Raw genomic sequence first — 26,236 nt, 5'->3', positions numbered from 1 at the left:
CGCTGGCGACATCCGCAGCATGGCGCGCGCCCTCGAGCTCGCAGAGGCGGCTGCGGCGGCCGGCGACATCCCCGTGGGCGCGGTCGTGACGGATGCCGCGGGCACGGTGATCGGCGAGGGCCGGAACCTCCGCGAGGAGACCGGCGACCCGACCGCTCATGCCGAGGTGGTCGCGCTGCGCGCGGCGGCGGTCGCGACCGGGTCGTGGAACCTGTCGGGGTGCACCCTCACCGTGACGCTCGAGCCCTGCATCATGTGCGCGGGCGCGATGCTCCAGGCGCACGTCTCACGACTCGTCTTCGGGGCGTGGGACGACAAAGCCGGAGCCGCCGGGTCGCAGTACGACCTCGTGCGCGACCGTCGGTTGCCCGTGCGGGCGGAGGTCGTCGCGGGCGTGCGCTCCGCGGAGTCGTCGGCGCTGCTGCGCACGTTCTTCGCGCAGCAACGATGACGGGTCCGGTCAGTCCCAGGAGCTGAGGATGATCGCCTCGGTCGGGGGAGCCGGCGAGATGGGCGTTCCCAGGTAGCCCATCGTCGACAGGATCGCGGTGCGCACCTTGCCCGGGCGCTCGAGGTGCACGGCGTGCCCGACGCCCTCGATGACCACCTCGGTCACCTGACCGCCCGCCTCGCGGTACCGTTCGAACACGGCACGGGTCTGCGCGACCATCTGCTGAGCCGGTGCGGCCTCCACGCCGGGCCAGCCGGGGATCGCGCCGATCTCGCCGAGGTGACCGCTGTCGGCGAACGAGCCGTCGGCGACGATGACGTCGGCGCCGCCCCGTACCCACAGGATCGGGGGAGCGTCGTAACCGGCCGCCAGGTCCACGATCGACGAGACGTCGAAGTGTCCCGGGGCGAGGGCGTTCTGAACGCCGAGCCGGCCCGCGGCGAAACCGGGCCAGTTCTCGCTCGGAACACTGTCGCCGGGGTAGTTGCCCTCGGCCGTCGAGGTCGTGAGCATCGCCTCGACCCACGTGTCCTCGTTGTCGGACTCGTAGTCGGGCGAGACGAACGACGTGCGGAAGAACGAACGGGCGGTGCCCTCGTCGTCGCCCGCGTCGCGAGCCGTGAGGCGGTCGACGAGGGCCGGGCTGACGGCGCCCGCGCCGCATCCGGCGTCATCGTCGGTCAGGCGCGTGCCGTCGAGTCGGGTACCGCCGAAGCCGTACGGCGACACGGGCGAGAGCAGGCTCAGCGAGAGCACCCGGTGATCGAGGGCGTACTGCATCGCGACCGCGGCACCCAGGCCCCAGCCCACGAGGTGCACGGCATCGAGGCCCAGAGCCTCGAGCGTCGCCCGCACGTCGTCCGAGAAGTCGCGGACGCCGCGGGTCGCGTCGACGGGAAGCCGTTCGGTGTCGCCGAAGCCACGGAGGTCGATGGCGATCGGGCGGACGTCGCTCGGCAGGTCTTCGATGATCTCGTGCCAGAACAGGCTCGACCCGGGAGCCGTGTGAAGCAGCACGAGCGTGCGGTCGGCCGGCGTCTCGGGGTCGTCTGCAGCGCGTTCGAGGATGTTCACCGCCAGGCGCGACGTCTCGATGGTGCGTGGCGTGATGCCGTCGAAGAGGGGCATGGCGGGATCCTTCGCTCTGCTCTGCGCGGCGAGCGCCTCCGCGCCCGCGGACGCTTCGACTCTACCTCGCGCCCGTTCCCTCCGCTGGGAAACGGCCGGACTTAAGATGGCCGCATGCCCGACCTCGTCGCCCTGCCCCCGATCGCCATCCTCGGAGCCGGTTCGATGGGGGGTGCGGTGCTGTCGGGGCTCGTGGCCTCGGGCGCCGCGGCCGGGGGAGTGACCGTCACCAACCGCACCGCCGAGAAGGCCGCCGCCCTCGCCGACCTGCCGGGAGTGACGAGCGTCGCGCTCGCCGACACTCCCACGGGCAACACGGATGCCGCCGCCGCGGCCGATGTGGTCCTGATCGGCGTCAAGCCCGCGATGGTGCCCGACCTGCTGCGCGAGATCGCGCCGGTGCTGCGCCCGGGGGTGGTGGTGGTGAGTCTCGCCGCGGGCGTCACGATCGACACCTTCGCCGGGATCCTGGGGTCGGATGTCGCAGTCATCCGGTCGATGCCCAACACCCCCGCCGTCGTCGGAAAGGCCGTCACCGGGCTGGCCGCCGGCCCCGCGGCATCCGACGATCACCGGGCGACCGTGCGTGCGCTGTTCGAGACGTGCGGCGTCGTCGTCGAGGTTCCGGAAGCGCAGATCGACGCCCTCTCGACGATCTCCGGCTCGGGCCCCGCCTACGTCTTCCTGCTGATCGAGGAGCTCACCCGCGCCGCGATCGACAAGGGCTTCGCCGAGCCCGAGGCGCGGGTGATGGCCGAGCAGACGTTCATCGGTGCGGCCGCCCTGCTGGACTCCTCGGGGGAGGACCCGGCGGAGCTGCGCCGACGCGTCACGAGCCCGAAGGGCACCACCGAGCGGGCGATCGCCGTGCTGCAGGAGGCCCGCCTCGACGACGTCTTCGCCCGCGCGACCGACGCGGCGCTGGCCCGCGCCCGCGAGCTCGCCGCCGGCGCCTGACCCCGGCACACCGCGACACCGCGGCGACCAAACCGGGTCAGCGGTCGAGGGAGGCGAAGCGCTCGATGTCGGAGTTGGTGCCCGAGACGATGATGAGGTCGTGGTTGGTCACGACGGTGTTGGCCTCGGCATAGCGGAACGGCTTGCCGGGGCTCTTCACGCCGACGACCGTGACGCGGTACTTCGTCCGCACGCCCGACTCGTTGAGGCCGACGCCGCGGATGAACTTCGGCGGGTACATCTTCGCGAGCACGAAGTCGTCGTCGAAACGGATGAAGTCGAGCATGCGCCCGCTCACGAGGTGCGCGACGCGCTCGCCGGCCTCGCGCTCGGGGTACACGACATGGTTGGCGCCGACGCGGGCGAGGATCTTGCCGTGCGACTGCGAGACCGCCTTCGCCCAGATCTGCGGGACCTTCAGGTCGACGAGGTTCGCGGTGATGAGGACCGACGCCTCGATCGACGAGCCGACGGCGACGACGGCGACCTGGAAGTCCTGCGCACCGATCTGCTTGAGCGCGTCGAGGTTGCGGGCGTCGGTCTGCACAGCGTGCGTGACGCGCTCCGACCACTTCTGGACGAGCTCGAGGTTGTCGTCGATCGCGAGCACCTCGCGGTCGAGGCGGTCGAGCTCTCCCGCGCAGGCGGCACCGAAGCGCCCCAGCCCGATGACCAGGACGGGAGCGTCGCTTCGGATCTGCTCAACCAACGATCGGCCTTTCGACGGGCAGGGCGTACAACTGCGAACGGGATGCCGCGGCCACCGCTGCAGCGAGAGTCACTGTACCAACGCGGCCCATGAACATGACGAGGGCCATGACGTACACCGCGGGGTCGGGCAGTTCGGCCGTCAAGCCTGTCGACAGGCCGACGGTCGCGAACCCGGAGATGACGTCGAACAGCACCTCGTCGACGGGGGCCTTGGTGATCTGCGCGATCGTGACGGTGCCGATCGCGACGATCGTGGCGCTCCAGGCGACGACCGAGAGCGCGACGCGCTGCACGTCGCTGGGGATGCGGCGGCGGAACACCTGCACCGACGGGCGCCCCTTCGCCTCGGACCACACGGCGAGGGCGAGCACCGCGAGGGTGGTGACCTTGATGCCGCCCGCCGTCGAGGCCGAGCCGCCGCCGACGAACATGAGCATTGATCCGACGATGAGGGATGAGCCGTGCATCTCGCCGATGTCGATGATCGAGAAGCCTCCCGACCGGGTCATCGCCGAGATGAAGAACGCCTGGAACGTGGTGTCCCACGCCTCCATCGACCCGAAGGTCGCCGGATTGTCGTACTCGAGGAGCAGGAAGACTCCGGCGCCGGTGAAGAACAGGATGATCGTGGTGATGATCGTGAGCTTCGCGTGCAGCGACCACGCCCGCACGTGCCACTGGTGGCGCCAGAGCGTGAAGATCACCGGGAAGCCGATGGAGCCGAGGAACACCCCCGCCATGAGCACGGTGAGCATCACGTAGTCCTGGGCGAACGGCTGCAGGCCCTCGGCATTCGGTGAGAAGCCGGTGTTGGTGAAGGCCATCGCCGCGTAGTACGGGGCCTCCCACAGCGCGGTGAGCGGATCGACGCCGCCGAACAGCAGCGAGGGATACAGCAGGATCGCCAGCCCCGCCTCGATGACGAGCGTCGATAGCGCGACGGTCCGCAGCAGCAAGCCGACCTCGCCGAGGCGGACGGCCTGACCTTCGTTGACGGGACCGCCGTGCGCGCGCATCGGATTGCTGTCGCCGGCGGCGATGAGCTTCGCGCGCAGACCGAGGCGTTTGGAGATGACGAGGCCGAGGATCGACGCGAGGGTCAGCACGCCGAGCGCACCCACGTTGACGCCGATGTAGATCAGGACGTGACCGAACGGCGACCAGTGCGTGGCCATGTCGACGGTCGCGAGCCCCGCGACGCAGATCGTCGACACCGCGGTGAACAGTGCGTCGGCGAACGGGGTCGCCCGGCCCGATGCGGATGCCGCCGGCAGGGAGAACAGCGTCGTGAAGACGAGGATCAGCGTCGAGAAGATCAGCACCGCGAACCGAGACGGCGACGCGGTCGCCAGATCACGCCCGGCGTCCCAGGCGCTGCGCCCGAAACCACCGAGGCGGTGGAGGACGATCGCGCCGACGGACCTGTCCGCCATGCGTGTTCCTCCCCACGATCGCAGCTGCTGCTCCCGGCGCCGCAGTAGGTCGGTGCCGATGTCATGGTACTCGGGCGCGTGCGCCGACTAACCTGATGGCATGGCGGACATCTTCGACGTGATCGCCGACGGTACCCGTCGGGACATCCTGCGGCTCTTGCTCGATCGGGACTCCGATCCCCGCTCGTCCGGCACGAGCGTCTCGCAGATCGTCAGTGAGCTCGGGGTGAGCCAGCCGACGATCTCCAAGCATCTGAAGGTCCTCCGGGGTGCCGAGCTCGTCACGGTCCGAGAGGAAGGGCAGCACCGGTACTACAGCCTGTCGCCCGAGCCGCTCGACGTCGTCGACGACTGGCTCGTCCCTTTCCTGTCCTCCGAGGCCTACGACGCCGAGCCCGTCGCCGCCCTCCCCGAACAGGCCGTGGCTGCGGCCGAGCTCGTCGGCCGGGCCGCGGCATCCGCCAAGCACGCCGTCACGAGCGTGTTCGGCAAGCGCTCCGGTCGCTGACACGGCGGGATCCGTGCCCGGTCCGCAACACGTGTCACTCCGGTTTACACGCGTCGCGCCGCGCCCCTAGAGTGTTCGCATCCGGGGGAAAGGGATGACGATGGCCGAGCTGCCCGATGTGCGCTTCCTCACCGTTGCGGAGGTGGCCGAGATCATGCGGGTGTCGAAGATGACGGTGTATCGCCTCGTGCATTCCGGCGAGCTGCCGGCTGTCCGCTTCGGTCGGAGCTATCGCGTGCCCGAATCTGCCGTTCGCGACGCCGTGCAACGGCCGATCGCCGACGTCGGCTAGACTGATCCGAGGCATTTTTCGCGAGGTGCCTGTTCCCGGACGCAGACGAGATGCGTCCAGACCCTGACATAGTGAGGTTTTCCGTGGGTTCTGTCATCAAGAAGCGCCGCAAGCGCATGGCGAAGAAGAAGCACCGCAAGCTGCTTCGCAAGACTCGCCACCAGCGCCGCAACAAGAAGTAAGTCGCGGCGACGTCACTGAGCGCCCCATTCGGCTCCGGCCGAGGGGCGCTTCGTGCTTTCCGGATGCGGCCGCCCCACTGCGCCGCGGCCTAGGCTGAACGTGGAGGAACGAGCATGAAATCCATCACCATCGACGAGCTCCGCGCGGGCCGCGACATCCCCCTCATCGACGTCCGCGAGGATCACGAGTTCGCCGCGGGACGGGTCCCCGGCGCGATCAGCATCCCGATGTCGCAGCTCGGTGAGCGGATCGACGAGCTGCCCGACGGCGCCTTCGATGTCATCTGCCAGGCCGGCGGACGGTCGGCCCAGGTCGTCGCCGCCCTCGAGGCACGCGGCTACGACGCCACGAACGTCACCGGCGGCACGGGCGAGTGGGCCTCGCGCGGCTTCGAGCTCGAGCGCTGACAGCGGCGCGCCACTGATGTCCACGCTGACGCTCATCTCCAAGCCCGGCTGCCACCTCTGCGACGTCGCCCGCGAGATCGTCGACACCGTCGTGGCCGACCTGCCCGGTGAAGCGGACGTCGAGGTCGTCGAGAGGTCGATCTTCGACGACCCGGCGCTCTTCGAGCAGTGGTGGGAGAAGATCCCCGTCGTGCTGATCGACGACCGCCTCCACGCGCACTGGCGCGTGTCGGCCGACCGGCTGCGCGCCGCGCTGACCGACGAAACCCCGACCCCGACCGAGGAGTCCGCATGACCATTCGCCACGTCGTCGCCTGGAAGCTCGCCGCCGAAGACCCCGAGACCCGGGCCGAGCACGCCGCCGAGGTGGCGCGCCGCATCCAGGGTCTCGTCGGTGTCGTCCCCTCGATCCGTTCGCTGAGCATCGGGCCGAACGCGGCTTACGCCGACGTCAACGGCGACGTCGCCCTCGTCGCCGACTTCGACGATGTCGCCGGTCTCGAGGCGTACCAGGTGCACCCGGCTCACCAGGAGGTCGCCGCCTTCGTCCGCGGCGTCGTCGCGAGTCGCATCTCGGTCGACTTCGAGGTCTGAGCCACCCGGCCTCGACCGGCTCGCCCCGAGGGGGTCTCAGTCCCGCCGATCGCGCTCGGCGAGCTCGTCCGTCATGACCACCGGGATCGCGTTCGTGAACGTGCTCGCCCGTCGTTCGGCCTCGGCACTGCCGGTGAAGAGCCCGTCGTTGGTCGGGGTGGGGTCGTGCGTGATCGGGTGGTCGGTGTGGTGCCCCGGGGCCGTGGCATCCGACATGACGATCCGCTGAACCGGAACGGCCTGCGGCATCGTGCGCTGCACCCACGTGACCATCGCTTCGCGCACGAGGCAGCGGAGGTCGAACAGCGTGGGAGCGTCCTTCGCGGTGACCAGGATGCGCACGCGGACGTAGCCGGCGACGGCATCCGTCACCTGCAGCACCGACGTCCGGCGATCCCAGAGGTCGGTCTTCTCGAGCACGTCGTGCAGGTGCGCGCGCATCGCGGCGGGCGAGACGTTCCAGTCGAGATCCATCTCGACGGCCCCCAGCAGTTCGGAGCCGCGCCGCGTCCAGTTCTCGAACGGCGTCGTGGTGAAGTAGGTGCAGGGGAGGACGAGTCGGCGGTCATCCCAGAGGTCGAGCACGACGTAGCTGAGGGTGATCTCTCCGACGCGGCCCCATTCGCCGTCGGCCACGACGACGTCGTCGACGCGCAAGGCGTCGCTGAAGACGATCTGCAGCCCTGCGAAGACGTTGGCGAGCACCGATTGGGCGGCCAGTCCCGCGACCACCGACGCGATTCCCGCGGAGGCCAGGACGCTCGCCCCCACCGCCCGCACCGAGTCGAAGGTCAGGAGGGCCGCGCCGATGCCGATCACGATGATGATCGCCACGGCCAGACGCCGCACGATGAGCATCTGCGTGCGGATACGGCGGGCGACGCGGTTGTCCGGCACATCGATGCGGTACCGGCCGAGCGCGATGTCGGTGACGACCAGCACGAGAGAGGCGAGCAGCCAGGCGCTCGCGGCGATGATGACGATCGTCAGCAGCTGGCTCAGGACCGACCGCCAGAGCTCGTCGGGGAAGGCGGTCTGCACGGCGGCCCACAGGACGATGGCGACGAGCAGCGAACGGAACGGCGCGCGCGAGCGGCGGCCGAGCACCTCCGGCCAGCGTTGCCGTCGCGCGGCGATGCTCAGCGCCACATGAGCGACCACAGCGATCACCACGGCGATCGCGAGACCCACCAGCACCGCGATGGCGAACTCCATCCACCCGTCCCACATACGTCGTACTCCTTCCGTCACGGGAGAAGCCACGATACGGGCGGCGGCGGACGCTGCCTGAGCGCTTGCCGGGTGCGTGGGGTGTTGTGTTACGGGGCGAGGCGCGTCGGCCCGCGGAAGAGGTACGTGACCTCGCGGATCGACGATTCACCGAGCAGCAGCATCAGCACGCGCGCGAGGCCCATGCCGAAGCCGCCGTGCGGCGGGGCGCCGTAGCGGAAGAAGTCGAGGTAGAAGTCGAGGTGCTCGGGGTCGAGACCCTTCTCCTTCGCCTGCTCGATGAGAACGTCGACGCGGTGCTCGCGCTGCGCGCCGGTCGTGATCTCGACGCCGTTGAAGAGCAGGTCGTACGACTTGGTCAGCCCGGTCTCCTCGTCGCGCATGTGGTAGAAAGCGCGGATCTCGGGGTGGTAGTCGGTGATGAAGACGAACTGGTGACCGTAGGTCTCGAGCACGTGCGCCGAGATCTGGCGTTCGCCCTCGGGGTCGAGGTCGCCGTCGGTGCGCGGGATGTCGTAGCCGCGTGCCGCGACGATCTCACGGGCCTCGGCCAGGGGGATGCGGGGGAACGGGGTCTGCGGAACCTGTACCTCGACACCGAACAGTTCGGCGATCTCGTCGCCGTGCTTGTCCTTGACGGCCTGGAAGGCGAACTGCAGCAGCTCTTCCTGCATCGCAGCGACGTCCTCGTGCGAGTCGATCCAGCTGATCTCGGCGTCGATCGAGGTGAACTCGGTCGCGTGCCGCGAGGTGAACGACGGGTCGGCGCGGAAGACGTCGCCGATCTCGAAGATCTTGCCGAAGCCCGCCGACTGCGCCATCTGCTTGAAGAACTGCGGGCTCTGCGCGAGGTACGCCGTCTTGTCCTCGAAGTAGGGCACCTCGAACAGCTCGGCGGCCGACTCGGAAGCGGAGGCCATGAGCTTGGGGGAGTGGATCTCGATGTAGTCGCGCTCGATCCAGTACGTGCGCATCGCGTGCTCGAGCGTCGTCTGCACGCGGAAGATCAGGTTGTTGCGGCGCTGACGCAGGTCGAGGAAGCGCCAGTCCATGCGCTTGTCGAGACCGGAGTCGGCCGCGATGGGCGTCTCGGGGAGGGCGGCGGCCGCGATGTCGAGGGCGCCGATCTTGATCTCGACGCCGCCGAGCTTGACGCGCTCGTCGTGCTTGAGCTCGCCCGTGACGGTGAGGAACGTGCCCGTCGAGAGGTTCGAGATCAGCTCGGTGAGGGCGAGGGCCGCGGCATCCTGCTCGCTGCCGTCCTCGGCCGGGCGCGTCGCGGGGTTGACCAGCTGCACGGCGCCGGTCTCGTCGCGGAGGATGACGAACTGCACCTTCTTCTGATCGCGGACGGTCTCGACCCATCCGGACACCGAAACGGGGCCGTCGGGGCGGGCCTGCAGCTGCTGGACGAGAACGCGTTCACTCACGAGGGGAGAGTCTACGCGTCCAGCAATCTCCGACGTTGCCGTCCTAGGCTGTGCGCGGGGCCCGGCCGGGCATCCGATCACCGAGCGCGAAGGCACCCGATGACCGTCATGACCCGCACCGCCTACGCCCACGCGTCGGAGGCCTCCGCAGACGAGGGCGGGTCGTGGCTGACCACGCTCGCCGACTGGACCGTCTCGCTCATGGACACGATCGGGCCGGCGGGGGCGGCGATCGCGGTCGGCATGGACAACCTGTTCCCGCCGATCCCCAGTGAGGTCGTCCTGCCGATGGCCGGGCTCGCGGCCTCACGCGGATCCTTCACGCTCGCCGAGGCGATCCTGTGGACCACGTTCGGGTCGGTCTTCGGCGCGTACATCCTGTACTTCCTCGGCCGCTGGCTGGGAGCGGACCGGCTGCGCCGCATCGCCGACCGGATGCCGCTGGTGACCGGCGACGACGTCGTGCGGTCGGTCCACTGGTTCGAGAAGCACGGCTCGATCGCGGTGTTCTTCGGACGGATGGTGCCGCTGTTCCGCAGCCTCATCTCGATCCCAGCCGGGGTCGCGCGGATGCACTGGTGGAAGTTCGGCCTGCTCACCACCGCGGGAAGCCTGATCTGGAACTCGATCTTCGTGATGGCCGGCTTCCTCCTCGGCGAGAACTGGCACATCGTCGAGCGCTACGCCGAGACCTTCCAGCTGATCGTGATCGTCGTCGTCGCGGTGCTCATCGTCTGGTTCGTCGTGAAGCGCGTGCGCGATCTGCGTCGCGATCGAGCCGCGGGCGCGGGGCCGGCACCGGAGCCGAGCGCCGAGGGATCCTGACCCACCGGCTGCCGGCCGATCGGGCGCTCAGGGTCCGCATAGGAGCCGCCGCCGTAGACTGGAGACCGTGCCCGCAGCCCGTCTCCATCTCGTGCGCCACGGTGAGGTTCACAACCCCCAGCGCGTGCTCTACGGACGGCTGCCGCACTTCGGACTGAGCGAGGACGGACGGCGCATGGCCCGTTCGGCCGCCGAGCACGTCGCGTCGCTCGACCGCCCGGTCACCGCCCTGATGTCGTCGCCGCTGCAGCGCACGCGCGAGTCGTCCGAGCCCTTCACCGAGCTCTTCGGCCTCGATCCTGTCATCGACGAACGAGTCATCGAGCCGCACAACGTCTTCGAGGGTCGGCGCATGCGCAACGCCCTCGTCAACCCCTGGAACTGGTGGCACCTGCGCACGCCGGCGACTCCGAGCTGGGGTGAGCCCTACCTCGAGATCGTCGCGCGCATGGATGCGGCCATGCGCGACCTGTGGCACTCGACCGATTCGGGCGATGCCGTGATCGTCTCGCACCAGCTGCCGATCTGGATCACCCACCTCGCGATCGCCGGCGAGCCGCTGCGCCACGACCCGCGTCGGCGCCGATGCGCGCTCTCGAGCGTCACGAGCTTCGAGCTCTCTGACGGGGGAGAGCGCGCCGCGTGGCGCGAGGTCGCGTACGCCGAGCCCGCATCGACCGCGGGCGCCGTCGATGTAGGAGCAGTCTGATGAAGCGCCGCCTCGTGGCCGCCGTCCTCGCACTCGGACTCGCGGCGGGCCTCGCCGCCTGCTCGAGCCCCAACGACGACCTCGCCGGGCAGTACCGCGACGGCGACAACAAGGGGTTCATCTCGGGCGATGGCACGACCACCGAGATCCCCGAGGCCGAGCGCGGCGCTCCGATCGCGTTCAGCGGCACGGCCGTCGACGGCTCGACGATCTCGAGCGCGGACTACGCCGGCAAGCCGCTCGTCCTCAACTTCTGGTACGCGCAGTGCGGCCCGTGCCGCGCCGAAGCGCCGCTGCTCGAAGAGGTCTACACCGATACGCAGGAGGTCGGCGCGGAGTTCCTCGGCGTCAACATCTACGACGGTCCCGAGCAGGCGTCGGCCTTCGAGCGGAACTACGGCATCAGCTACCCCTCGCTCCTCATGCAGGGCGACAGCGAGCTGAAGCTCGCGCTCGCGGCATCCGCGTCTGTCCAGGCGGCGCCGACGACGCTCGTGCTCGACACCGAAGGGCGCGTAGCGGCCCGCATCGTCGGCCAGCTGCGGGATGCCGGCATCCTCCGCACCCTCGTCGAGGACGCCGCGAAGGCGGGCGCCGGCGCGGGATCGTCGTGAACCCGGGCGAGATCGTCTTCGGCGGAGCCCTGTGGCTCGCGGTGCCGATCGCCGTGCTCGCGGGACTGGTGTCGTTCCTGTCGCCGTGCGTGCTGCCGCTCGTCCCCGGCTACCTGGGCTTCCTCGGCAGCGCGGTCACGCCGCGCGAGCCCGCCGGACGGGCTGTCAGCCGCGGTGAAGCTCGGAAAATGTCGGGAAGCTCGGAGGATGCCGCCGGATCGGTCCGCGTTTCGACGGATTCTCCGACGTCCGCGCCGGGCCGCGGACGCCTCCTGCTCGGTGTCGGGCTGTTCATCGCGGGGTTCACGGTCGTCTTCCTCGCGATGGGTGTCTTCGCGGGCACGATCGGCCGCGCATTCTTCGAGTACCAGGAGGTCATCACGCGCGTCCTCGGCGCCGTCGTGATCGTCCTGGGGCTCGTGTTCGTCGGCATGTTCGGCTTCGCGCAGCGGATCTACCGGCCGCAGCTGCGGCAGAATCTCGGCCTCGCCGGAGCGCCGTTGCTCGGCATCGCGATGGGCATCGGCTGGGCGCCCTGCATCGGTCCGACCCTCGCCGCGATCCTCTCGATCGCCCTCAGCCAGGCCGACCCGACCCGCGCGGGGGTTCTCGCCGTGGCGTACTCGCTGGGGCTCGGCATCCCCTTCGTCCTGCTGGCGCTGGGCGCGAGCTGGGCCACCCGCTCGGTGGCCTTCGTGCGCCGCCACATCCGCGTCGTGAACATCGCCGGGGGAGCGCTGCTGGTCGTCCTCGGCCTGCTGATGGTCACCGGCGTCTGGACCACGATCATGTCCGTCTTCCAAGGAGTGGTGGCCGGTGTCCCGACCTTCCTCTGACCAGGCCGATCCCTCGGCGCCGCTGCGACCGGGCGACCACTCCGACGCCGCTCCCGCGGCCGAACCCGCCGACGGCGACCGCGAGATCACCCAGCCCCAGCTCGGCTTCGTCGGGTGGCTGCGGTGGGGCTGGCGGCAGCTGACGAGCATGCGCACGGCGCTGGTCCTGCTGCTCCTGCTCGCGATCGCGGCCATCCCGGGGTCGATCGTGCCGCAGCGCAGCGCCGACCCCAACGGCGTCACCCAGTGGCGCACCGACAACCCCGATCTGTACCCCATCCTCGATGCGCTGCAGATGTTCGACGTCTACACCTCGGTGTGGTTCTCGGCGATCTACATCCTGTTGTTCGTCTCGCTCGTCGGGTGCGTCATCCCGCGAACGAAGCACCACTGGCAGGCCATGAAGTCGCGCCCGCCCCGCACCCCCGTGCGCCTGTCACGGCTGGCCGATCACCGCACGGTCGGAGTCGCCCTGCGCGACGACGAGGATGCCGCGGCCGCGGCGTCGGCGGCCGTCGACGAGGCTCAGCGACAGCTGCGCAAGTCGGGTTACCGCGTCGAGCGGTACGACTCGGGCCAGGTCGCATCCGTCTCGGCCGAGCGGGGCTATCTGCGCGAGACGGGCAACCTCGTCTTCCACGGTGCGCTCGTGGGCGTGCTGATCTCGGTCGGCATCGGCGGCGGGCTGACGTACACGGGTCAGACCGTCATCGTCGAGGGTGACACGTTCGTCAACTCGCTCGGTCTCGGGTACACCTCGTTCAACCCGGGCCGCTTCGTCGACACCGACCAGATGCCGCCGTACTCGCTGACCCTCGACAAGTTCGACGTGACGTACGGCCCGTTCAGCGGGGGACCGGGTCACGGGATGGCCGGAGACTTCCTCGCCCACCTCACGGTGACCGAGCCCGGGCAGGAGCCGCGCGACGGGGAGGTGCGTGTCAACCACCCCTACGGGATCGAGGGTGACCGCGTCTATCTGATGGGCAACGGCTACGCCCCCACGATCACCGTCCGCGACGCCGCCGGCGAGGTCGTGTTCAGCGAGGACGTGCCGTTCCTGCCGCAGGACAACAACATGACCTCGATCGGCGTCGTCAAGATCGCCGACGGGATGCCGAAGCAGCTCGGATTCGCCGGCTTCTTCTACCCGACGGCAGCGACGCTCGAGACGGGGGCCATCGCCTCCGCCTACGGTGACCTCACCAACCCGCTCGTGACCTTCCGTGTCTACGAGGGCGACCTCGGCATCGACGACGGGACGCCCCGCTCGGTCTACACGCTCGATCCGACCGGCATGGAGCAGATCGCCGGCGGCGACGCGGAGGCCGCGTCGCTCGAGCTCGAACCCGGTCAGACCGTCGACCTCCCGGGCGGTCGTGGCACCGTGACCTTCGAGGACCAGCGCGCATCCGGCGCTCAGGAGGCGGTCAAGCGCTACGTCTCGCTGTCGATCCACCGCGACGTGGGGGCGCCGTTCGTGCTCGTCTTCGCGATCCTCGCCACCCTCGGCCTGCTCGCGGGGCTCTTCGTGCCGCGCCGGCGCCTGTGGGTCAAGGCGACCCCGGTAGACGGAGCGATCCGCCTGGAGTACGCCGGCCTCGCCCGCGGCGAGGACCCCGCGATCGCGCAGGCGGTCGCCGACATCTCCCGCAGTCACCTCGCCGCCCTCGGGCGCGATGAGGTCGAGCTGCCGCCCGAGGCCGAGCGTCCGCGCCGTCCCCGCCCCGCCCGCGCGCAAGCGCCCGACGTAAACTGAGGATCATGCCCGAAGACCTGTCGCTGGATGCCGTCTCGGTCCTGCTCGTCTGGACAGCGGTGGCTGTCTACGCGCTCGCCTTCATCGCCTACGCGATCGATCTGGCTCGTCGTTCCGACCTCGCGCTGAAGACGAAAGACTCCGTCCCCGCCGCGGCGGCGGCTCCCGCCCTCGTCGCCGCAGGCGGTGCGCAGACGATCGGCGAGATCCGCGCCGCGGAGGCGCAGGCCGAGCTCGCGCTCAACGCCCGTCCCGCCGACCGCCCGCGCCTGCTGTGGGCGCGCATGGGCACGACCCTGACCTGGATCGGGTTCCTCTTCCACCTCGGAGCGACCGTGCTGCGCGGCATCGCCGCCGAGCGGGTGCCGTGGTCGAACATGTACGAGTTCGCCCTCACCGGGCTGCTCCTCGTGGTGATGGTCTACCTCGTCGTGCTCTTCCGGTACGACCTCCGGTTCCTCGGTACCTTCATCACCGGGCTCGCGGTCGTGCTGCTCGGCGGCTCGGTCCTCAACTTCTACGTCGCGGTGGTGCCGCTCGCCGACCCGCTGAAGTCGATCTGGCTCGTCATCCACGTCTTCGTTGCCTCGCTGGCGTCGGCGTTCTTCGCGCTCGCGTTCGCCCTGTCGATCGTGCAGCTCATGCAGGCGCGACGCGAGGCACGCGCGATCGCTCGGGTCAGCGCCGAGGCTGGGGATGCGGCATCCGCGGGATCCGCTCCGCAGCGCGACGGTGCGCGGTTCCTGCGTACGCTGCCGAGCGCCGACGCCCTCGAGTCGCTCGCCTACCGCTTCGCCATCATCGGCTTCATCTTCTGGACCTTCACCCTCATCGCCGGCTCGATCTGGGCTAACGACGCGTGGGGCCGGTACTGGGGCTTCGACACGAAGGAAGTGTGGACCTTCGTCATCTGGGTGCTCTACGCCGGCTACATCCACGCTCGCGCGACGCGCGGTTGGCGCGGAAACCGCAGCGCCTGGCTGTCGATCGTCGGCTTCTCAGCGGTGCTGTTCAACTTCATCATCGTCAACCAGTTCTTCAAGGGTCTGCACGCCTACAGCGGCCTGAGCTGACCCCTCGCCGGGGTGCGGGGCGTCGCCTCGGTTGGCAGCATGTGCCCATTCCCGTCGCGGGAGGGGGCGCGAACTGCCAACTGGGAGTCGCCTGTGGTGCGCGGCGTCGGCTCGGTTGGCAGCAGGCGCCCATTCTCGTCGCGGGAGAGGGCGTGATCTGCCAATTGAACCTTGCCGGGGTGCGGGGCGTCGGCTCGGTTGGCAGCATGTGTCCATTCCCGTCGCGGGAGGGGGCGCGAACTGCCAGCTGGGAGTCGCCTGTGGTGCGCGGCGTCGCTTCGGTTGGCAGTAGCTGCCCGTTCTCGTCGCTGGAGGGGGCGTGAACTGCCCACTCAACCTTGCCGGGGTGCGGGGCGTCGGCTCGGTTGGCAGCATGTGCCCATTCCCGTCGCGGGAGGGGGGCGCGAACTGCCAGCTGGGAGTCGCCCGCGGTGCGCGGCGTCGCTTCGGTTGGCAGTAGCTGCCCGTTCTCGTCGCGGGAGGGGGCGTGAACTGCCAACTCAACCTCGCCGGGGTGCGGGGCGTCTGCTCGGTTGGCAGCAGGCGCCCATTCCTTTCGCTCGAGGGGGCGTGAACTGCCAACTCACTCGCTCCGCCCCGCCTCACGAGAAGGCGGGGCGAACGCGTGTCAGACGGCGGCGGGGTGCAGCACGTCGCGCACCGAGGTCGTGCGCGCCCGGGCCGTGACGATGACCGTGACCACGAGTGAGATCGCCGTCCACACGAGCAGCCCCGCAACCGCGGCTCCGGCACCTCCGGCCGAGGTGAGCACCGCGAGCAGGCCCTGGTAGGCGGATGCCGTCGGCAGCAGCCCCGCGATCTGCGACAGCACTCCGGGCACGGTCGAGACGACTCCCGTGGCCACCGCCAGCACGGCGACACCGGCCGCGACCCATCGGCCCGCTCCGCCGAGCAGCGCGACGAGGGCCTGGTTCACGGCGGCGAAGGCGACACCCGCCAGGGCGGAGAGTCCGGCGAACGCGGCCCACGTCCACGGGTCGTACGACGCCGCGAGCTGCACGACCACCGCGACCAGGACGCCCTGCACGAGCCCGACCACCGCGGCGGGGGCGAAGGCCCGCAGCGTCAGCAGGAACGACGGGCGACGTGAGGTCAGCGCGCCGCGGGGGACGGCCTGCAGCGCGACGAACGATCCGATCGCGCCGAGCCACAGGGCGAGGCCCGTGAGTAGCGGGATGGCCGAGGCGCCGAACAGGTCGGACCCGAGACCCTCTGCCTCGACAGGGGCGGCCACGACGCTCGCGAGGTCGGTCGCCTGCTGGTCGGTGTACGACGGCAGCGCCGCCGTCGCGGTGTCGAGGCCGTCGGCGAGGGTGCCCGTGCCGTCGGCGACGGTTCCGACGCCGGTGGCGAGGTCGGTCGCACCGCCGGCCAGTTCGCCGGCGCCGGACGAGAGCTGTGAGGCGCCGTCGGCGGCCGATCCGGCACCTGCGGCGAGGGCCGAGGCGCCGGAGGCCAGCTGGCCGCCTCCGGCTGCGAGAGCGTCGGCACCGTCGGCGAGCTCGGTCATGCCGTTCGCGAGCTGCGTCGCCGCACCGGCGGCCTGCTGCAGACCGGAGATCAGCTCGGGCGCAGAGGCCGCCAGTCCCGAGACCTGTCCGGCGATCTGCCCGGACTGACCGATCACACCGGTGACCTCGGGCAGGGCGCTCTGCGTGCGCGCGGAGACGGTGCGAAGGGCGTCGCAGACCTGCGCCGATCCGCCGTCGGCCTCGCAGCTCGCCGCGACGGCCGCGAGCTCGTCGGCGGCCTGCGTCACGCCGGTCGCGATGCGGTCGGAGTTCTCGGCGAGGTATTGCGCTCCGGCAACGGCCTCGGCGGGGATCTCGGGAACGCTCAGCCCGCTCAGCGACTGCGACAACTGGGTCGCGAACTCGTTGGTTCCGCCCGCGAGGGTGCGCGCGCCCTGCGCCCAGGTCGTCAGGCCCGTCTGGGTCGCCGCGGCCCCGTCGGAGAGCTGCGAGGCACCGGTCGCGAGCTGGCCGACCCCGTCCGAGAGGGTTCCCGCACCGCTGGCCAACTGGCCCGCACCGTCGGCGAGCTGCGTGGCGCCGTCGGCTGCCTGCCGCCCGCCGTCGGCGAGCTGTCGGGCGCCCGAGGCGGCATCTCCGAGCTGATCTCCCAGCGTCGTGAAGCCGAGGAACACGTTCTCGAGATAGACCGTCGAGAGCTGCGAGCCCATGAGCGAGGTGGCCGCCTGTGTGATCTGCGCCGTGATGGCGTCGTCGACGACGAGGCTGTCCGGGGCGGTGTCGACCCGGATGGTGGCCTTCTCGGGCGTGCCGCCCGGGGCGGTCGAGGTGGCCGCAGCCGAGAAGCCGCTCGGGATCGTGACGACGGCGTCGTAGGTGCCGTCGGCGAGCCCGGCCCGGGCGTCCTCGTCGTTCGAGATGACCCAGTCCAGGTTGCTCGGGACCTCGTCCGACCCGGCGACCAGACCGGCGGTCAGCTGCCGGCCGAGGGGCGCGAGCTGACCGTTGACCTCGACCGCCTGGTCGTCGTTGACGATCGCCGCCCGCATGTTGTCGAGGCGCTCGACGGGGTTGTAGAGCGCTGCGACCAAGACGCCGCCGATGAGGACGGGCAGCAGGATGACGCCCACGATCGTGAGCCAGGTGACGGGCTTGCGCGAGCGGGCGCGCTCGATGAACAGGGTCATGACGGGATCACCTCGGTGTTCGGGTGCGACGGTTCGGACGCGGATGTCGCGGATGCACCGCCGTGCAGGGGGAGGGTGTGGGGCGCCGGGCGATGGGCCTCAGCGAGGATGTCGAGCACGCCGAGCTCGCGCCGCACGATCGCCACGACGGTGAGGGCACCGGCCCCCGCGTGGCGTTCGTCGAGGTCGGATGCCGCATCGCGGAGCACCGCGGCGGCCTGATCGCGGTCAGCGCCGGCGAGGGCGTCGAGTCCGTCGACCACGACGATCGTCGCTCCGCCCGAGGTGGCGCGACGCAGCTCGGCCACCGGGTCGGTCGTGTCGTCGAGCAGCGCGAGGCCGACGTGCGAGCGGACCCACGGCGCCCGCTCGGGCAGCAGGTGCCCGCCGACGCGGAGCAGCCCCCCGTCGACGCGGAGCCGCCCGGAGACGGCGAGGGCGAAGGCGCGGCCGACGCGCGGATCGGGGTGGGAGACGACGAGCGACTCGCCGGGCTCGACCCGGAAGGTCGCGTCGGAGAAGACCGCCGCGTGGCCGTCGTCGTCGGCGTGGACGGCGACATCCTCTCCGACCAGGGCGGCGGAGGTGTTGCGCTCCGGCCACTCGCGCAGCGAGAGCTCGCGCTCGACGGCCTCGCCCTCGATGTCGAAGTGGGGGAGGATGCGGTCGAGCCAGCGCGGCATCCACCACGCCTTCTCACCGAGCAGCGCCATGACGGCCGGCACGAGCGTCATGCGGATGAGGAATGCGTCGACGGCGATGCCGACGGCGAGCCCCAGTGCGATCGGCTTGATCGACGAGTCGCCCTCGGGGACGAACGCGGCGAAGACGGCGAACATGATCACCGCCGCGGCCGTGACGACGCGCGCCGACGAGGTGAAACCGGAGCGGACGGCCCCGACGGCGGTGAGGCGATCCGCGCGGCCGCCCCGGTCGCGGCGGGCATGGACGTAGTCCTCGCGCATCCGCGAGACGAGGAAGACCTCGTAGTCCATCGCGAGGCCGAACAGGACGCCCATGAGGATGATCGGCATGAAGCTGATCACGGGCCCCTCGCGGGTGACGTGCAGCAGGTCGGCGAACCAGCCCCACTCGAAGACGGCGGCGACGACGCCGAAGGCGGCGAGCACCGACAGCAGATATCCGAGCGCGGCCTTGATCGGCACCCAGATCGATCGGAACACGATCGTCAGCAGGATGAGCGAGAGCCCGACGACGAAGACACCGAAGGGCAGCAGGGCTTCGCCGAGCCGATCGGAGATGTCGATACCCACGGCGGTGAACCCGGTGACCTTGAGGTCGACCCCGTACTCGTCGAGCAGGCGGTCGTGCTGTGCCCGCAACTCGCGCACGAGGTCGGCCGTCTCGGGGGAGTCGGGTGCGGTCTCGGGCACGATCTGCACGAGCCCGGTGTCGGCGGTCTCGTTGGGGGTGGCGAGCGCGACCTCCTTCACCCCGGGAATGGTGGCGATGTCATCGCCGATGTCCTGCATCAGGGTCAGCGGATCGTTCGAGGTGACGATCGTCCCGGTCATGATCAGCGGACCGTTCGCGCCGGGACCGAAGTGCTCGGCGGTGAGGTCGTACGCCTGCCGGGCCTCGCTCGAGGGCGGCTGCACCCCCGCGTTGGGGAGGGCAAGGGTCAGGCTCGCTGACGGGATCGCGACGACGCCGAGACCCGCGATGACCGCGATCGTGGTGACGAGCGGATGCCGCGTGACGCCGCGCACCCAGCGCTCCGAGAACGATCGACGGGGCGCGGCCGGTCGCTTCCGCGACCGCTTCGCTCGGCGGGGCCAACCGGCGACACGAGCTCCGGCGAAACCGAGGAGCGCGGGAGTGAGGGTGACGGCGACGACGACGGCGATCGCGACGGCAACGGCTGCAGCGATGCCCATCGTCGTGAGGAAGGGGATGCCGGCGAAGCTGAGCCCGATCAGTGCGATGAGCACCGTGATGCCCGCGAACGCGACGGACGATCCCGCGGTTCCGGTCGAACGGGCGGCGGACTCCTCCGGGTCCATGCCCGCACGCACCTGGTCCTGATGTCGGGCGGCGATGAAGAGCGAGTAGTCGATGCCGACGGCGAGGCCGAGCATGACCGACAGCAGCGGGGTCGTCGACGACACCGAGGCGAACTGCGTCGCCACGAAGATCATCGCCGTCGCGAGCGCGACCCCGATGAGAGCGCTGACGAGCGGGAACCACGAGACGGCGAATGAGCGGAACGTGACGATGAGGACGAACAGTGCCACCAGCACACCGATCACCTCGACGATCGACAGCGCCGGGATCGAGGTCGAGAACAGGTCACCGCCCAGCGCGATCTGCGTGCCGTCGGGCAGGTCCGCCCGCATCCGGTCGGCCACCGAGGTGAGCGCGTCCTTCGTCTCTGCGCTGACCGAGGTCGCCTCGCCGTCGAACTGCACGCGGACGATCGCGGCCCGGTCGTCCTCCGAGACCAGGCCGGAGACCGTCTGGTCGAACGGATCGGTCACGGCGAGGACGTCATCACCCAGGTCGCCGAACGCGGTCACGGTGTCGGCGATCTCGCCGGCGAACGGCTCGTCGCGCACGCTGTCTCCCTCGGGGGCGACGACGACGAGCTGCGCGCTCGTGCCGCTCGCCTGGGGGAACGTGCGGTTCAGCAACTCCAGCCCCTCCTGCGCCTCGGTCCCCGGGATCGAGAAGGAGTTGTCGGTGCCCTTGTTCAGCAGCGCCGCTCCGCCGCCGGCGATGACGAGGATCAGCAGCCACGAGACGAGGACCCGCCAGGGGTGACGGAACGACCAGCGTCCGAGGGTGAACAGGAGTGTGGACACGGGCGCTCCAGGTCTGATCGATCGTCATGGTTGTTCGATACAGCGCTGTATCCGATACACCAATGTATCCTAGGTTGATCACCCATCGATCAGGCTGGACGATCGGTGTGAAACACGAGGAGCACCATGGATGCCGAGGCCCGCCCGGCCACCCGCAGTCGCGAGAACACGCGCGCCCGGCTGCTGGACGCCGCCGCCGAGGTGTTCGCCGAGGTGGGGCTGGATGCCGCGTCGGTCGAGGCCGTCTGCGACCGCGCCGGATTCTCGCGCGGCGCCTTCTACTCGAACTTCGACTCCAAGGGCGAGCTCTTCCTCGCCCTGGTCGAGCGGTCCTCCAGCGAGAAGCTCGACCTGGTCGCCGACCGCGTGCGCGCCCTCGACCGCACCGCGGCGCCCGACCCGTCCTCGCTCGTCCCCCAGGTCGTTGGCGTCTCGCTCGCCGGCATGGAGCCCCGGCTGGTGTCCGAGCTGCGCACGCAGGCTCTGCGCGACGAAAGGATGGCCGAGGCGTACCTTCGCCTGCAGGACGGCATCGTCGAACGGGTCCGGGTGATCGTCGACGACATCCGGAAGGTCTACGAGCTGCGGTTCCGGCTGCCGGTCTCGGAGGTCGCGCAGCTCATGGTCGACCTCTCCGATGCAACGTGCGAGCGGGCGGCGGTCGAAGGGCTCGGCGAACCCGAGACGACGCGGCTGCTGCACGAGCGCATCGGGCAGCTCGCGACCGCGCTCCTCGACGCCTGAGGCCCGAGCGACCTGCGCTCAGCGCGCCTGTGCGAGCACCGCGTGGCAGCGCTCGAGCCGCTCGCGCCACCACCGCTGCCGCTCCGCGGACGGGGCGAGCGCGGCGACGGCATCCCGGTCGACCGTGACCCGTCCGGTCGCGAGCTCACCCGAGAGCGGACGCAGGGCGGGGGTCGCGACGTCGTCGACGAAGAGGGAGGCCGTTCCCAGGCCGCAGTCGAAGTCGAGGTTAGGCAGGGCCGCCGCCAGGGTGACCCCCATCGACAGGCCGACGCTCGTGTCGAGGGCGCTCGAGACCACCGCGGGTAGACCCGCCTCTGCCACCAGAGCGAGCGCACGCCGGACGCCGCCGAGCGGCTGCGCCTTGATGACGAGCAGATCGGCGGCACCGGCTCGCGCCACCGCGAGCGGGTCGTCGGCCTTGCGGACGCTCTCGTCGGCGGCGATGGGAATTCCCATGTAACGCACACGGCGGCGCAACTCGGCGAGCTCCTCGACGCTCGCGCACGGCTGCTCGACGTACTCCAGGTCGTACTCCGCCAGGGCGTGGAGCGCGTGCTCGGCCTCGTCGAGGTTCCACACGCCGTTCGCGTCGATCCGCACACGCCCCTCGGGGCCGAGCGCCTCGCGGACCGCCCGCACGCGGGCGACGTCGTCGGCGAGCACCTGGCCGCGCTCCGCGACCTTGACCTTGACCGTGCGGCATCCGTCGTACCGCGAGAGCACCTCGGCGACGCGCTCGGCCGCGACGGCCGGCACGGTGGCGTTCACGGCGACGCGCTCGCGGACCGGCGCGGGCATCGCGGTCCAGCCGAACTCGAGCGCGGCGGCCAGCCAGGTCGCGGCCTCACCGTCGTCGTACTCGGTGAACGGCGAGAACTCCGTCCAGCCCTCCGGCCCCTCGAGCAGCAGCGCCTCTCGCACGTCGACGCCGCGGAAACGCGTCGTCAGCGGCAGCGCCACGACGTGCGATCGGTCGAGCAGCTCGGCCAGGGAGGGGAGGGGCATGGCGGGGTCCACGCGTTCATCCTCCCACCGCGGCATAGGCTGGCGGCATGGTCTCGGAACTGTTCGATCCCGCGGAATGGTCGCTCGCCCCCGGGGCGGACGCCTACACCGACATCACCGCTCACGTCTCGACCGACGGGCGCATCGCGCGCATCGCGTTCGACCGTCCCGAGGTGCGCAACGCCTTCCGCCCGCACACGGTCGACGAGCTGTACCGCGCGCTCGACATCGCGCGCCAGGACCCGCGCATCGGCGTCGTGCTGCTCACCGGCAACGGTCCGAGCGCGAAGGACGGCGGCTGGGCGTTCTGCTCGGGCGGTGACCAGCGCATCCGTGGCCGCGACGGCTACAAGTACAGCGATGACGAGAGCGCGGTCGCCGATCCGGCCCGGGCCGGGCGCCTGCACATCCTCGAGGTGCAGCGCCTCATCAGGTTCATGCCGAAGGTCGTCATCGCCGTCATTCCGGGTTGGGCTGCGGGCGGCGGGCACTCCCTGCACATCGTGTGCGACCTCTCGATCGCCTCGGCCGAGCACGGCCGGTTCAAGCAGACCGACGCGGATGTCGGGTCGTTCGACGCCGGGTACGGCTCGGCGTACATGGCGCGGCAGGTCGGCCAGAAGATCGCCCGCGAGGTGTTCTTCCTCGCGGAGGAGTACTCCGCGCAGCGCGCCTACGAGATGGGCGCGGTCAATCGTGTCGTCCCGCACGCCGAGCTCGAGCGCGAGGCGATCGCGATGGCCCGCACGATCCTCGGCAAGTCGCCCACCGCGATCCGCATGCTGAAGTTCGCCTTCAATGCGATCGACGACGGAATGGTCGGCCAGCAGGTGTTCGCGGGCGAGGCGACGCGGCTCGCCTACGGCACCGACGAGGCCGTCGAGGGGCGTGACGCCTTCCTGCAGAAGCGCGACCCCGACTGGTCGCCCTACCCCTACCACTTCTGAGATGGCTCGCCTCTGACATGGCGGTCGACCTCGTCCCGGTCGCGTCGGAGCCCCGCGCGGTGCTCCGGGCCCTTCGGCAGACCCTCGACGGTGCCGGGCCGGCGCTCGCCCTCGGCGCGCCCGCCGGCACGAGCGCTCCGGCGCAGGCGCCGCCGGGAACCGTCGCCGTCGTCACGACGTCGGGGTCGACGGGGGTGCCCAAGAGCGTCGTGCTCAGCCGTTCGGCCCTCATCGCCAGCGCCGCGTCGACCGCGGCCCGCATCGGCGAAGGGCGCTGGCTCCTCGCCCTGTCGCCCGGGTACGTGGCGGGGCTGCAGGTGATGGTGCGCAGCCTCCTCGCGGGGCACCAGCCGGCCGTCCTCACGGGGTCGTTCTCGCCCGCCGCCTTCGCCGCGGTCACCGCGTCGACGCACTCGAGCGTCGGCGGGCAGCGTGCGGCGACGTTCACCTCGCTGGTACCCGCCCAGCTGGCCGATCTGCTCGATGCGGCCGAGACGAATGCCGCCGTCGCCGACGCCCTGCGGGCCTACGAGGCGATCCTGGTGGGCGGGCAGGCGCTCCCGGCGTCGCAGCGCGAGCGCGCCACGCGGTTGGGGGCGCGCATCGTGCGCACCTACGGCTCGACGGAGACCAGTGGCGGATGCGTCTACGACGGCGTCCCGCTCGACGGGGTAGGGGTGCGGATCGTGGCCGGCGAGGTGCAGCTCTCGGGCCCCATGCTCGCCGACGGCTACCTCGGCGAGCCCGACCGCACGGCGGCATCCTTCATCGTGGACGACGGTGTGCGCTGGTACCGCACCGGCGACGCGGGGGAGTTCGACGAGAACGTGCTGCGGGTGACCGGGCGCGTCGACAACGTCATCATCTCGGGTGGCGTCAACGTCTCGCTCGACCGCGTCGAGGCCGTCGTCCGGGAGCGACCCGGACTCGCGTCGGCCGTCGTCGTCGCGACGGCCGACGAGCGATGGGGGCAGGCGTCCGCCGTCGTCGTCGAGATCGCAGCGCTCGCCGAGATCGGTGCCGACGAGTCGGCTCTGCTGTCCGAGATCCGGGACACGGTCGGCGACCGGCTCGGCAAGCCGGCGCGCCCGGCACGGGTCGTCCCGGTCGAGCGCATGCCGGTGCTCGCGAGCGGAAAACCCGACCGTGCGGCGTTGCGTCGCATGCTCGCGATCTAGGATGATCCCTCGTGGCTCGCTCGTCTCGCTCCCCGAAGTCGTCTCGTCCCGCGCCGCGCGGCGGTAACCCCGCCAAGCGCGGCCTCGTCTCGGCTCCGCCGCCGCGGAAGGCGACGGCTCGCGACTGGATCGGCGCGGCGCGGCTGCGCACCCTGCCGCTCGCGATCACCCCGGTTCTCATCGGCACGGGGGCGGCGATGCTCGTCGACCGCGACCTGCACTGGGTCATCGCGCTGTGCTGCCTCGTGGTCGCGGTCGCACTGCAGATCGGCGTCAACTACGCCAACGACTACAGCGACGGCATCCGGGGCACGGACGATGTGCGCGTGGGTCCCGCGCGACTCACCGGCGGCAAGCTGGCGAAGCCCCGAACGGTGCTCATCGTCGCCCTCGGGTTCTTCGGTATCGCCGCCGTCGCCGGCATCGCGATCGTCGTGCGGACGGGGCACTGGTGGATGCTGCTGGTCGGGGCCGCCTGCGTCGTCGCGGCGTGGTTCTACACGGGTGGCAAGCGCCCGTACGGCTACGCGGGTCTCGGCGAGCTCTTCGTCTTCGTCTTCTTCGGCATTGTCGCAACCGTCGGCACGACCTTCGTCCAGGCCGGATTCGTTCCCCAGGAGAGCTGGTTCGGCGCGGTGGGCGCTGGGCTCCTCGCGTGCGCCGTGCTCCTGGCGAACAACCTGCGCGACATCGACCAGGACCGCATCGCCGGCAAGCGCACCCTGACGGTCCTGATCGGCCGGACGGCGACGCGCATCGTCTTCACCCTGTTCGTCCTGGCGCCGTTCGCGATCGCCGTGCTGCTCGCCCTGGTCTATCCGATCGCCTGGCTGAGCCTCTTCGCGCTGCTGCCGGCTCTGTCGGCCATCCTCATCGTCTGGACGTACCGCCAGCCGCGTGAACTGGTCGTCGCCCTCGCGCTGACCTCGTTGACGTCCGTCGCGTACGGCGCGTTCCTGTTCTGGGCCTTCGTCGGCTGAGGCCCGGAAGACCTGAGGTCAGGACGCGGCGTCTTCGGCCTCGGCGTCGGTCTGGGCGCCGGAGCGGCGGCGCGTGCGTCGTTCGGCGAGGCCCGAAGCGACATCGTCGAGCGGCCGGCGCAGGAAGATCATCGACAGGCTCAAGCCGATGAGGGCGGCGAAGATCGCTGAGAGCCAGTAGTACTCGCGCATGATGGGGAACAGCATCATGATGCCGAACGGGACCAGGAAGGCGAGGAGCCGCAGCACCGAGTAGACGACGGCCGAGCGGGCATTCATCCGGCCATTCTACGTCCGGGCCGAGGGGGTCGCCGGACGCCTAGGATGGGGGGATGGCGCGGCTCCTGCTCATCGGTGTGCTGCTGGCACTCGCCTTCTGGGTGTACAGCATCGTCGACTGCGCGCTGCAGGACGCGACCCGTCACCGCGGCGTCAGCAAGCCGGTCTGGATCCTCATCGTGGTCCTGCTGCCCGTGCTGGGCGGCATCCTCTGGTTCGTCGTCGGACGCGCCCGCCGCGCGAGCGCTCCCGTCCGCCGAGCCCCGGACGACGACCCCGACTTCCTCGGCAGCCTCGGGTCGGTGCGAGACCAGGACGAGCGCATCCGCCGTCTCGAGGAGGAGCTCGCGGCCCTCGACGCCGAGGCCGACGACCCTCGCGACGTTCCGCCCGCTTCCTCGTCGTCGAGCGACGACGACGCCGAAGGTCCGGCCGGCTCACGCGGCCCGCGCGCCTGA

Annotated in this window: 28 protein-coding genes; 19 read left to right on the top strand and 9 right to left on the bottom strand. The window is 70.7% G+C overall.

Features of this window, described 5'->3' with window-relative positions; all coding sequences use genetic code 11:
* Positions 1 to 19: 19 nt before the first annotated feature.
* Positions 20 to 451, top strand: coding sequence for a nucleoside deaminase (locus ACI2K6_RS05770; protein ID WP_274178546.1), 432 nt, complete (start codon positions 20 to 22; stop codon positions 449 to 451).
* A gap of 9 nt (positions 452 to 460) precedes the next feature.
* Here the strand turns inward: ACI2K6_RS05770 and ACI2K6_RS05765 are convergent, their stop codons facing one another.
* Positions 461 to 1,579 carry an alpha/beta fold hydrolase gene (locus ACI2K6_RS05765; RefSeq protein WP_274178456.1) on the bottom strand — a complete coding sequence of 373 codons (1,119 nt, stop codon included), beginning with the start codon at positions 1,577 to 1,579 and terminating at the stop codon, positions 461 to 463.
* Positions 1,580 to 1,693: 114 nt separating this feature from the next.
* On the opposite strand from ACI2K6_RS05765, the gene proC reads away from it, so the two are divergent.
* Positions 1,694 to 2,536, top strand: coding sequence for a pyrroline-5-carboxylate reductase (gene proC, locus ACI2K6_RS05760; RefSeq protein ID WP_274178457.1), 843 nt, complete (start codon positions 1,694 to 1,696; stop codon positions 2,534 to 2,536).
* Between the two features lie 37 nt (positions 2,537 to 2,573).
* Here the strand turns inward: proC and ACI2K6_RS05755 are convergent, their stop codons facing one another.
* Positions 2,574 to 3,245: a TrkA family potassium uptake protein gene (locus ACI2K6_RS05755; RefSeq protein ID WP_023952231.1), complete on the bottom strand. Its 672-nt coding sequence runs from the start codon at positions 3,243 to 3,245 to the stop codon at positions 2,574 to 2,576.
* Positions 3,238 to 4,680: a TrkH family potassium uptake protein gene (locus tag ACI2K6_RS05750; protein ID WP_112616695.1), complete on the bottom strand. Its 1,443-nt coding sequence runs from the start codon at positions 4,678 to 4,680 to the stop codon at positions 3,238 to 3,240. The genes ACI2K6_RS05755 and ACI2K6_RS05750 overlap by 8 nt, the downstream gene beginning before the upstream one ends.
* 100 nt (positions 4,681 to 4,780) lie before the next feature.
* Between ACI2K6_RS05750 and ACI2K6_RS05745 the strand changes: the two genes are divergently transcribed.
* From ACI2K6_RS05745 to ACI2K6_RS05720, 6 genes are all read left to right on the top strand, one after another.
* Complete coding sequence (locus tag ACI2K6_RS05745; RefSeq protein WP_023952229.1) at positions 4,781 to 5,188, top strand: helix-turn-helix transcriptional regulator; 408 nt, start codon at positions 4,781 to 4,783, stop codon at positions 5,186 to 5,188.
* 100 nt (positions 5,189 to 5,288) lie between these two features.
* Positions 5,289 to 5,480 (top strand): helix-turn-helix domain-containing protein, encoded by a 192-nt coding sequence (locus ACI2K6_RS05740; RefSeq protein ID WP_094262527.1) that lies wholly within the window; start codon positions 5,289 to 5,291, stop codon positions 5,478 to 5,480.
* Between the two features lie 83 nt (positions 5,481 to 5,563).
* Positions 5,564 to 5,662: a 30S ribosomal protein bS22 gene (locus ACI2K6_RS05735; protein ID WP_003792170.1), complete on the top strand. Its 99-nt coding sequence runs from the start codon at positions 5,564 to 5,566 to the stop codon at positions 5,660 to 5,662.
* Positions 5,663 to 5,776: 114 nt separating this feature from the next.
* Complete coding sequence (locus tag ACI2K6_RS05730; protein ID WP_269267353.1) at positions 5,777 to 6,070, top strand: rhodanese-like domain-containing protein; 294 nt, start codon at positions 5,777 to 5,779, stop codon at positions 6,068 to 6,070.
* Between the two features lie 16 nt (positions 6,071 to 6,086).
* Entirely contained in the window at positions 6,087 to 6,365 is a 279-nt protein-coding gene (locus ACI2K6_RS05725; protein ID WP_274178459.1) for a glutaredoxin family protein, read from the top strand.
* Positions 6,362 to 6,664, top strand: a complete 303-nt coding sequence (locus tag ACI2K6_RS05720; protein ID WP_112616703.1) for a Dabb family protein — start codon at positions 6,362 to 6,364, stop codon at positions 6,662 to 6,664. The genes ACI2K6_RS05725 and ACI2K6_RS05720 overlap by 4 nt, the downstream gene beginning before the upstream one ends.
* Positions 6,665 to 6,700: 36 nt before the next feature.
* Here the strand turns inward: ACI2K6_RS05720 and ACI2K6_RS05715 are convergent, their stop codons facing one another.
* Both ACI2K6_RS05715 and aspS read right to left on the bottom strand, forming a co-directional pair.
* Positions 6,701 to 7,894: a mechanosensitive ion channel family protein gene (locus tag ACI2K6_RS05715; RefSeq protein WP_404568240.1), complete on the bottom strand. Its 1,194-nt coding sequence runs from the start codon at positions 7,892 to 7,894 to the stop codon at positions 6,701 to 6,703.
* 89 nt (positions 7,895 to 7,983) lie between these two features.
* Positions 7,984 to 9,324 (bottom strand): aspartate--tRNA(Asn) ligase, encoded by a 1,341-nt coding sequence (gene aspS / locus ACI2K6_RS05710; RefSeq protein ID WP_064956100.1) that lies wholly within the window; start codon positions 9,322 to 9,324, stop codon positions 7,984 to 7,986.
* 99 nt (positions 9,325 to 9,423) lie between these two features.
* Between aspS and ACI2K6_RS05705 the strand changes: the two genes are divergently transcribed.
* From ACI2K6_RS05705 to ccsB, 6 genes are all read left to right on the top strand, one after another.
* Positions 9,424 to 10,149 carry a DedA family protein gene (locus tag ACI2K6_RS05705; RefSeq protein WP_274178461.1) on the top strand — a complete coding sequence of 242 codons (726 nt, stop codon included), beginning with the start codon at positions 9,424 to 9,426 and terminating at the stop codon, positions 10,147 to 10,149.
* A gap of 67 nt (positions 10,150 to 10,216) precedes the next feature.
* Entirely contained in the window at positions 10,217 to 10,858 is a 642-nt protein-coding gene (locus ACI2K6_RS05700) for a histidine phosphatase family protein (protein WP_112616709.1), read from the top strand.
* Positions 10,858 to 11,472: a TlpA disulfide reductase family protein gene (locus tag ACI2K6_RS05695; protein ID WP_112616711.1), complete on the top strand. Its 615-nt coding sequence runs from the start codon at positions 10,858 to 10,860 to the stop codon at positions 11,470 to 11,472. The genes ACI2K6_RS05700 and ACI2K6_RS05695 overlap by 1 nt, the downstream gene beginning before the upstream one ends.
* Entirely contained in the window at positions 11,469 to 12,308 is an 840-nt protein-coding gene (locus tag ACI2K6_RS05690) for a cytochrome c biogenesis CcdA family protein (RefSeq protein ID WP_274178462.1), read from the top strand. The genes ACI2K6_RS05695 and ACI2K6_RS05690 overlap by 4 nt, the downstream gene beginning before the upstream one ends.
* The gene (locus ACI2K6_RS05685; protein WP_274178463.1) at positions 12,289 to 14,067 is read left to right on the top strand and encodes a cytochrome c biogenesis protein ResB; all 1,779 of its coding nucleotides are present in this window, start codon (positions 12,289 to 12,291) and stop codon (positions 14,065 to 14,067) included. Before ACI2K6_RS05690 ends, ACI2K6_RS05685 begins: the two co-directional genes overlap by 20 nt.
* A 5-nt stretch (positions 14,068 to 14,072) precedes the next feature.
* Complete coding sequence (gene ccsB / locus ACI2K6_RS05680) at positions 14,073 to 15,140, top strand: c-type cytochrome biogenesis protein CcsB (protein ID WP_354451219.1); 1,068 nt, start codon at positions 14,073 to 14,075, stop codon at positions 15,138 to 15,140.
* Positions 15,141 to 15,768: 628 nt separating this feature from the next.
* Here ccsB and ACI2K6_RS05675 read toward each other — a convergent pair.
* Together ACI2K6_RS05675 and ACI2K6_RS05670 are read right to left on the bottom strand one after the other, a co-directional pair.
* The gene (locus ACI2K6_RS05675) at positions 15,769 to 17,820 is read right to left on the bottom strand and encodes a YhgE/Pip family protein (protein WP_378717557.1); all 2,052 of its coding nucleotides are present in this window, start codon (positions 17,818 to 17,820) and stop codon (positions 15,769 to 15,771) included.
* Positions 17,817 to 20,642, bottom strand: coding sequence for an MMPL family transporter (locus ACI2K6_RS05670; protein WP_404568239.1), 2,826 nt, complete (start codon positions 20,640 to 20,642; stop codon positions 17,817 to 17,819). Before ACI2K6_RS05670 ends, ACI2K6_RS05675 begins: the two co-directional genes overlap by 4 nt.
* A gap of 126 nt (positions 20,643 to 20,768) precedes the next feature.
* Here ACI2K6_RS05670 and ACI2K6_RS05665 point away from each other — a divergent pair, with 126 nt between their 5' ends.
* A complete protein-coding gene (locus ACI2K6_RS05665; protein WP_282502148.1) occupies positions 20,769 to 21,386 on the top strand; it encodes a TetR/AcrR family transcriptional regulator in 618 nt (205 codons plus the stop codon).
* Between the two features lie 18 nt (positions 21,387 to 21,404).
* On the opposite strand, the gene ACI2K6_RS05660 is transcribed toward ACI2K6_RS05665, so the two are convergent.
* Positions 21,405 to 22,394, bottom strand: coding sequence for an o-succinylbenzoate synthase (locus tag ACI2K6_RS05660; RefSeq protein WP_282502545.1), 990 nt, complete (start codon positions 22,392 to 22,394; stop codon positions 21,405 to 21,407).
* A gap of 47 nt (positions 22,395 to 22,441) precedes the next feature.
* Here ACI2K6_RS05660 and ACI2K6_RS05655 point away from each other — a divergent pair, with 47 nt between their 5' ends.
* The 3 genes from ACI2K6_RS05655 to ACI2K6_RS05645 are packed head-to-tail and all read left to right on the top strand — an operon-like array spanning position 22,442 to position 25,499.
* Complete coding sequence (locus ACI2K6_RS05655) at positions 22,442 to 23,341, top strand: 1,4-dihydroxy-2-naphthoyl-CoA synthase (RefSeq protein WP_114588152.1); 900 nt, start codon at positions 22,442 to 22,444, stop codon at positions 23,339 to 23,341.
* Between the two features lie 17 nt (positions 23,342 to 23,358).
* Positions 23,359 to 24,519, top strand: a complete 1,161-nt coding sequence (locus ACI2K6_RS05650; protein ID WP_274178469.1) for an AMP-binding protein — start codon at positions 23,359 to 23,361, stop codon at positions 24,517 to 24,519.
* Positions 24,520 to 24,530: 11 nt separating this feature from the next.
* A complete protein-coding gene (locus tag ACI2K6_RS05645) occupies positions 24,531 to 25,499 on the top strand; it encodes a 1,4-dihydroxy-2-naphthoate polyprenyltransferase (RefSeq protein ID WP_323987304.1) in 969 nt (322 codons plus the stop codon).
* A gap of 18 nt (positions 25,500 to 25,517) precedes the next feature.
* Here ACI2K6_RS05645 and ACI2K6_RS05640 read toward each other — a convergent pair whose 3' ends face one another.
* Positions 25,518 to 25,778: a DUF4229 domain-containing protein gene (locus tag ACI2K6_RS05640; protein ID WP_112616729.1), complete on the bottom strand. Its 261-nt coding sequence runs from the start codon at positions 25,776 to 25,778 to the stop codon at positions 25,518 to 25,520.
* Between the two features lie 53 nt (positions 25,779 to 25,831).
* Between ACI2K6_RS05640 and ACI2K6_RS05635 the strand changes: the two genes are divergently transcribed.
* Positions 25,832 to 26,236 carry a PLD nuclease N-terminal domain-containing protein gene (locus ACI2K6_RS05635; protein ID WP_274178470.1) on the top strand — a complete coding sequence of 135 codons (405 nt, stop codon included), beginning with the start codon at positions 25,832 to 25,834 and terminating at the stop codon, positions 26,234 to 26,236.

It is taken from the genome of Microbacterium sp. NPDC006705, from assembly GCF_044903545.1.
GTDB lineage: Bacteria > Actinomycetota > Actinomycetes > Actinomycetales > Microbacteriaceae > Microbacterium > Microbacterium plantarum.
The sequence above is the reverse complement of the archived record's forward strand: the minus strand, read 5'-3'. Positions and strand labels throughout refer to the sequence as shown.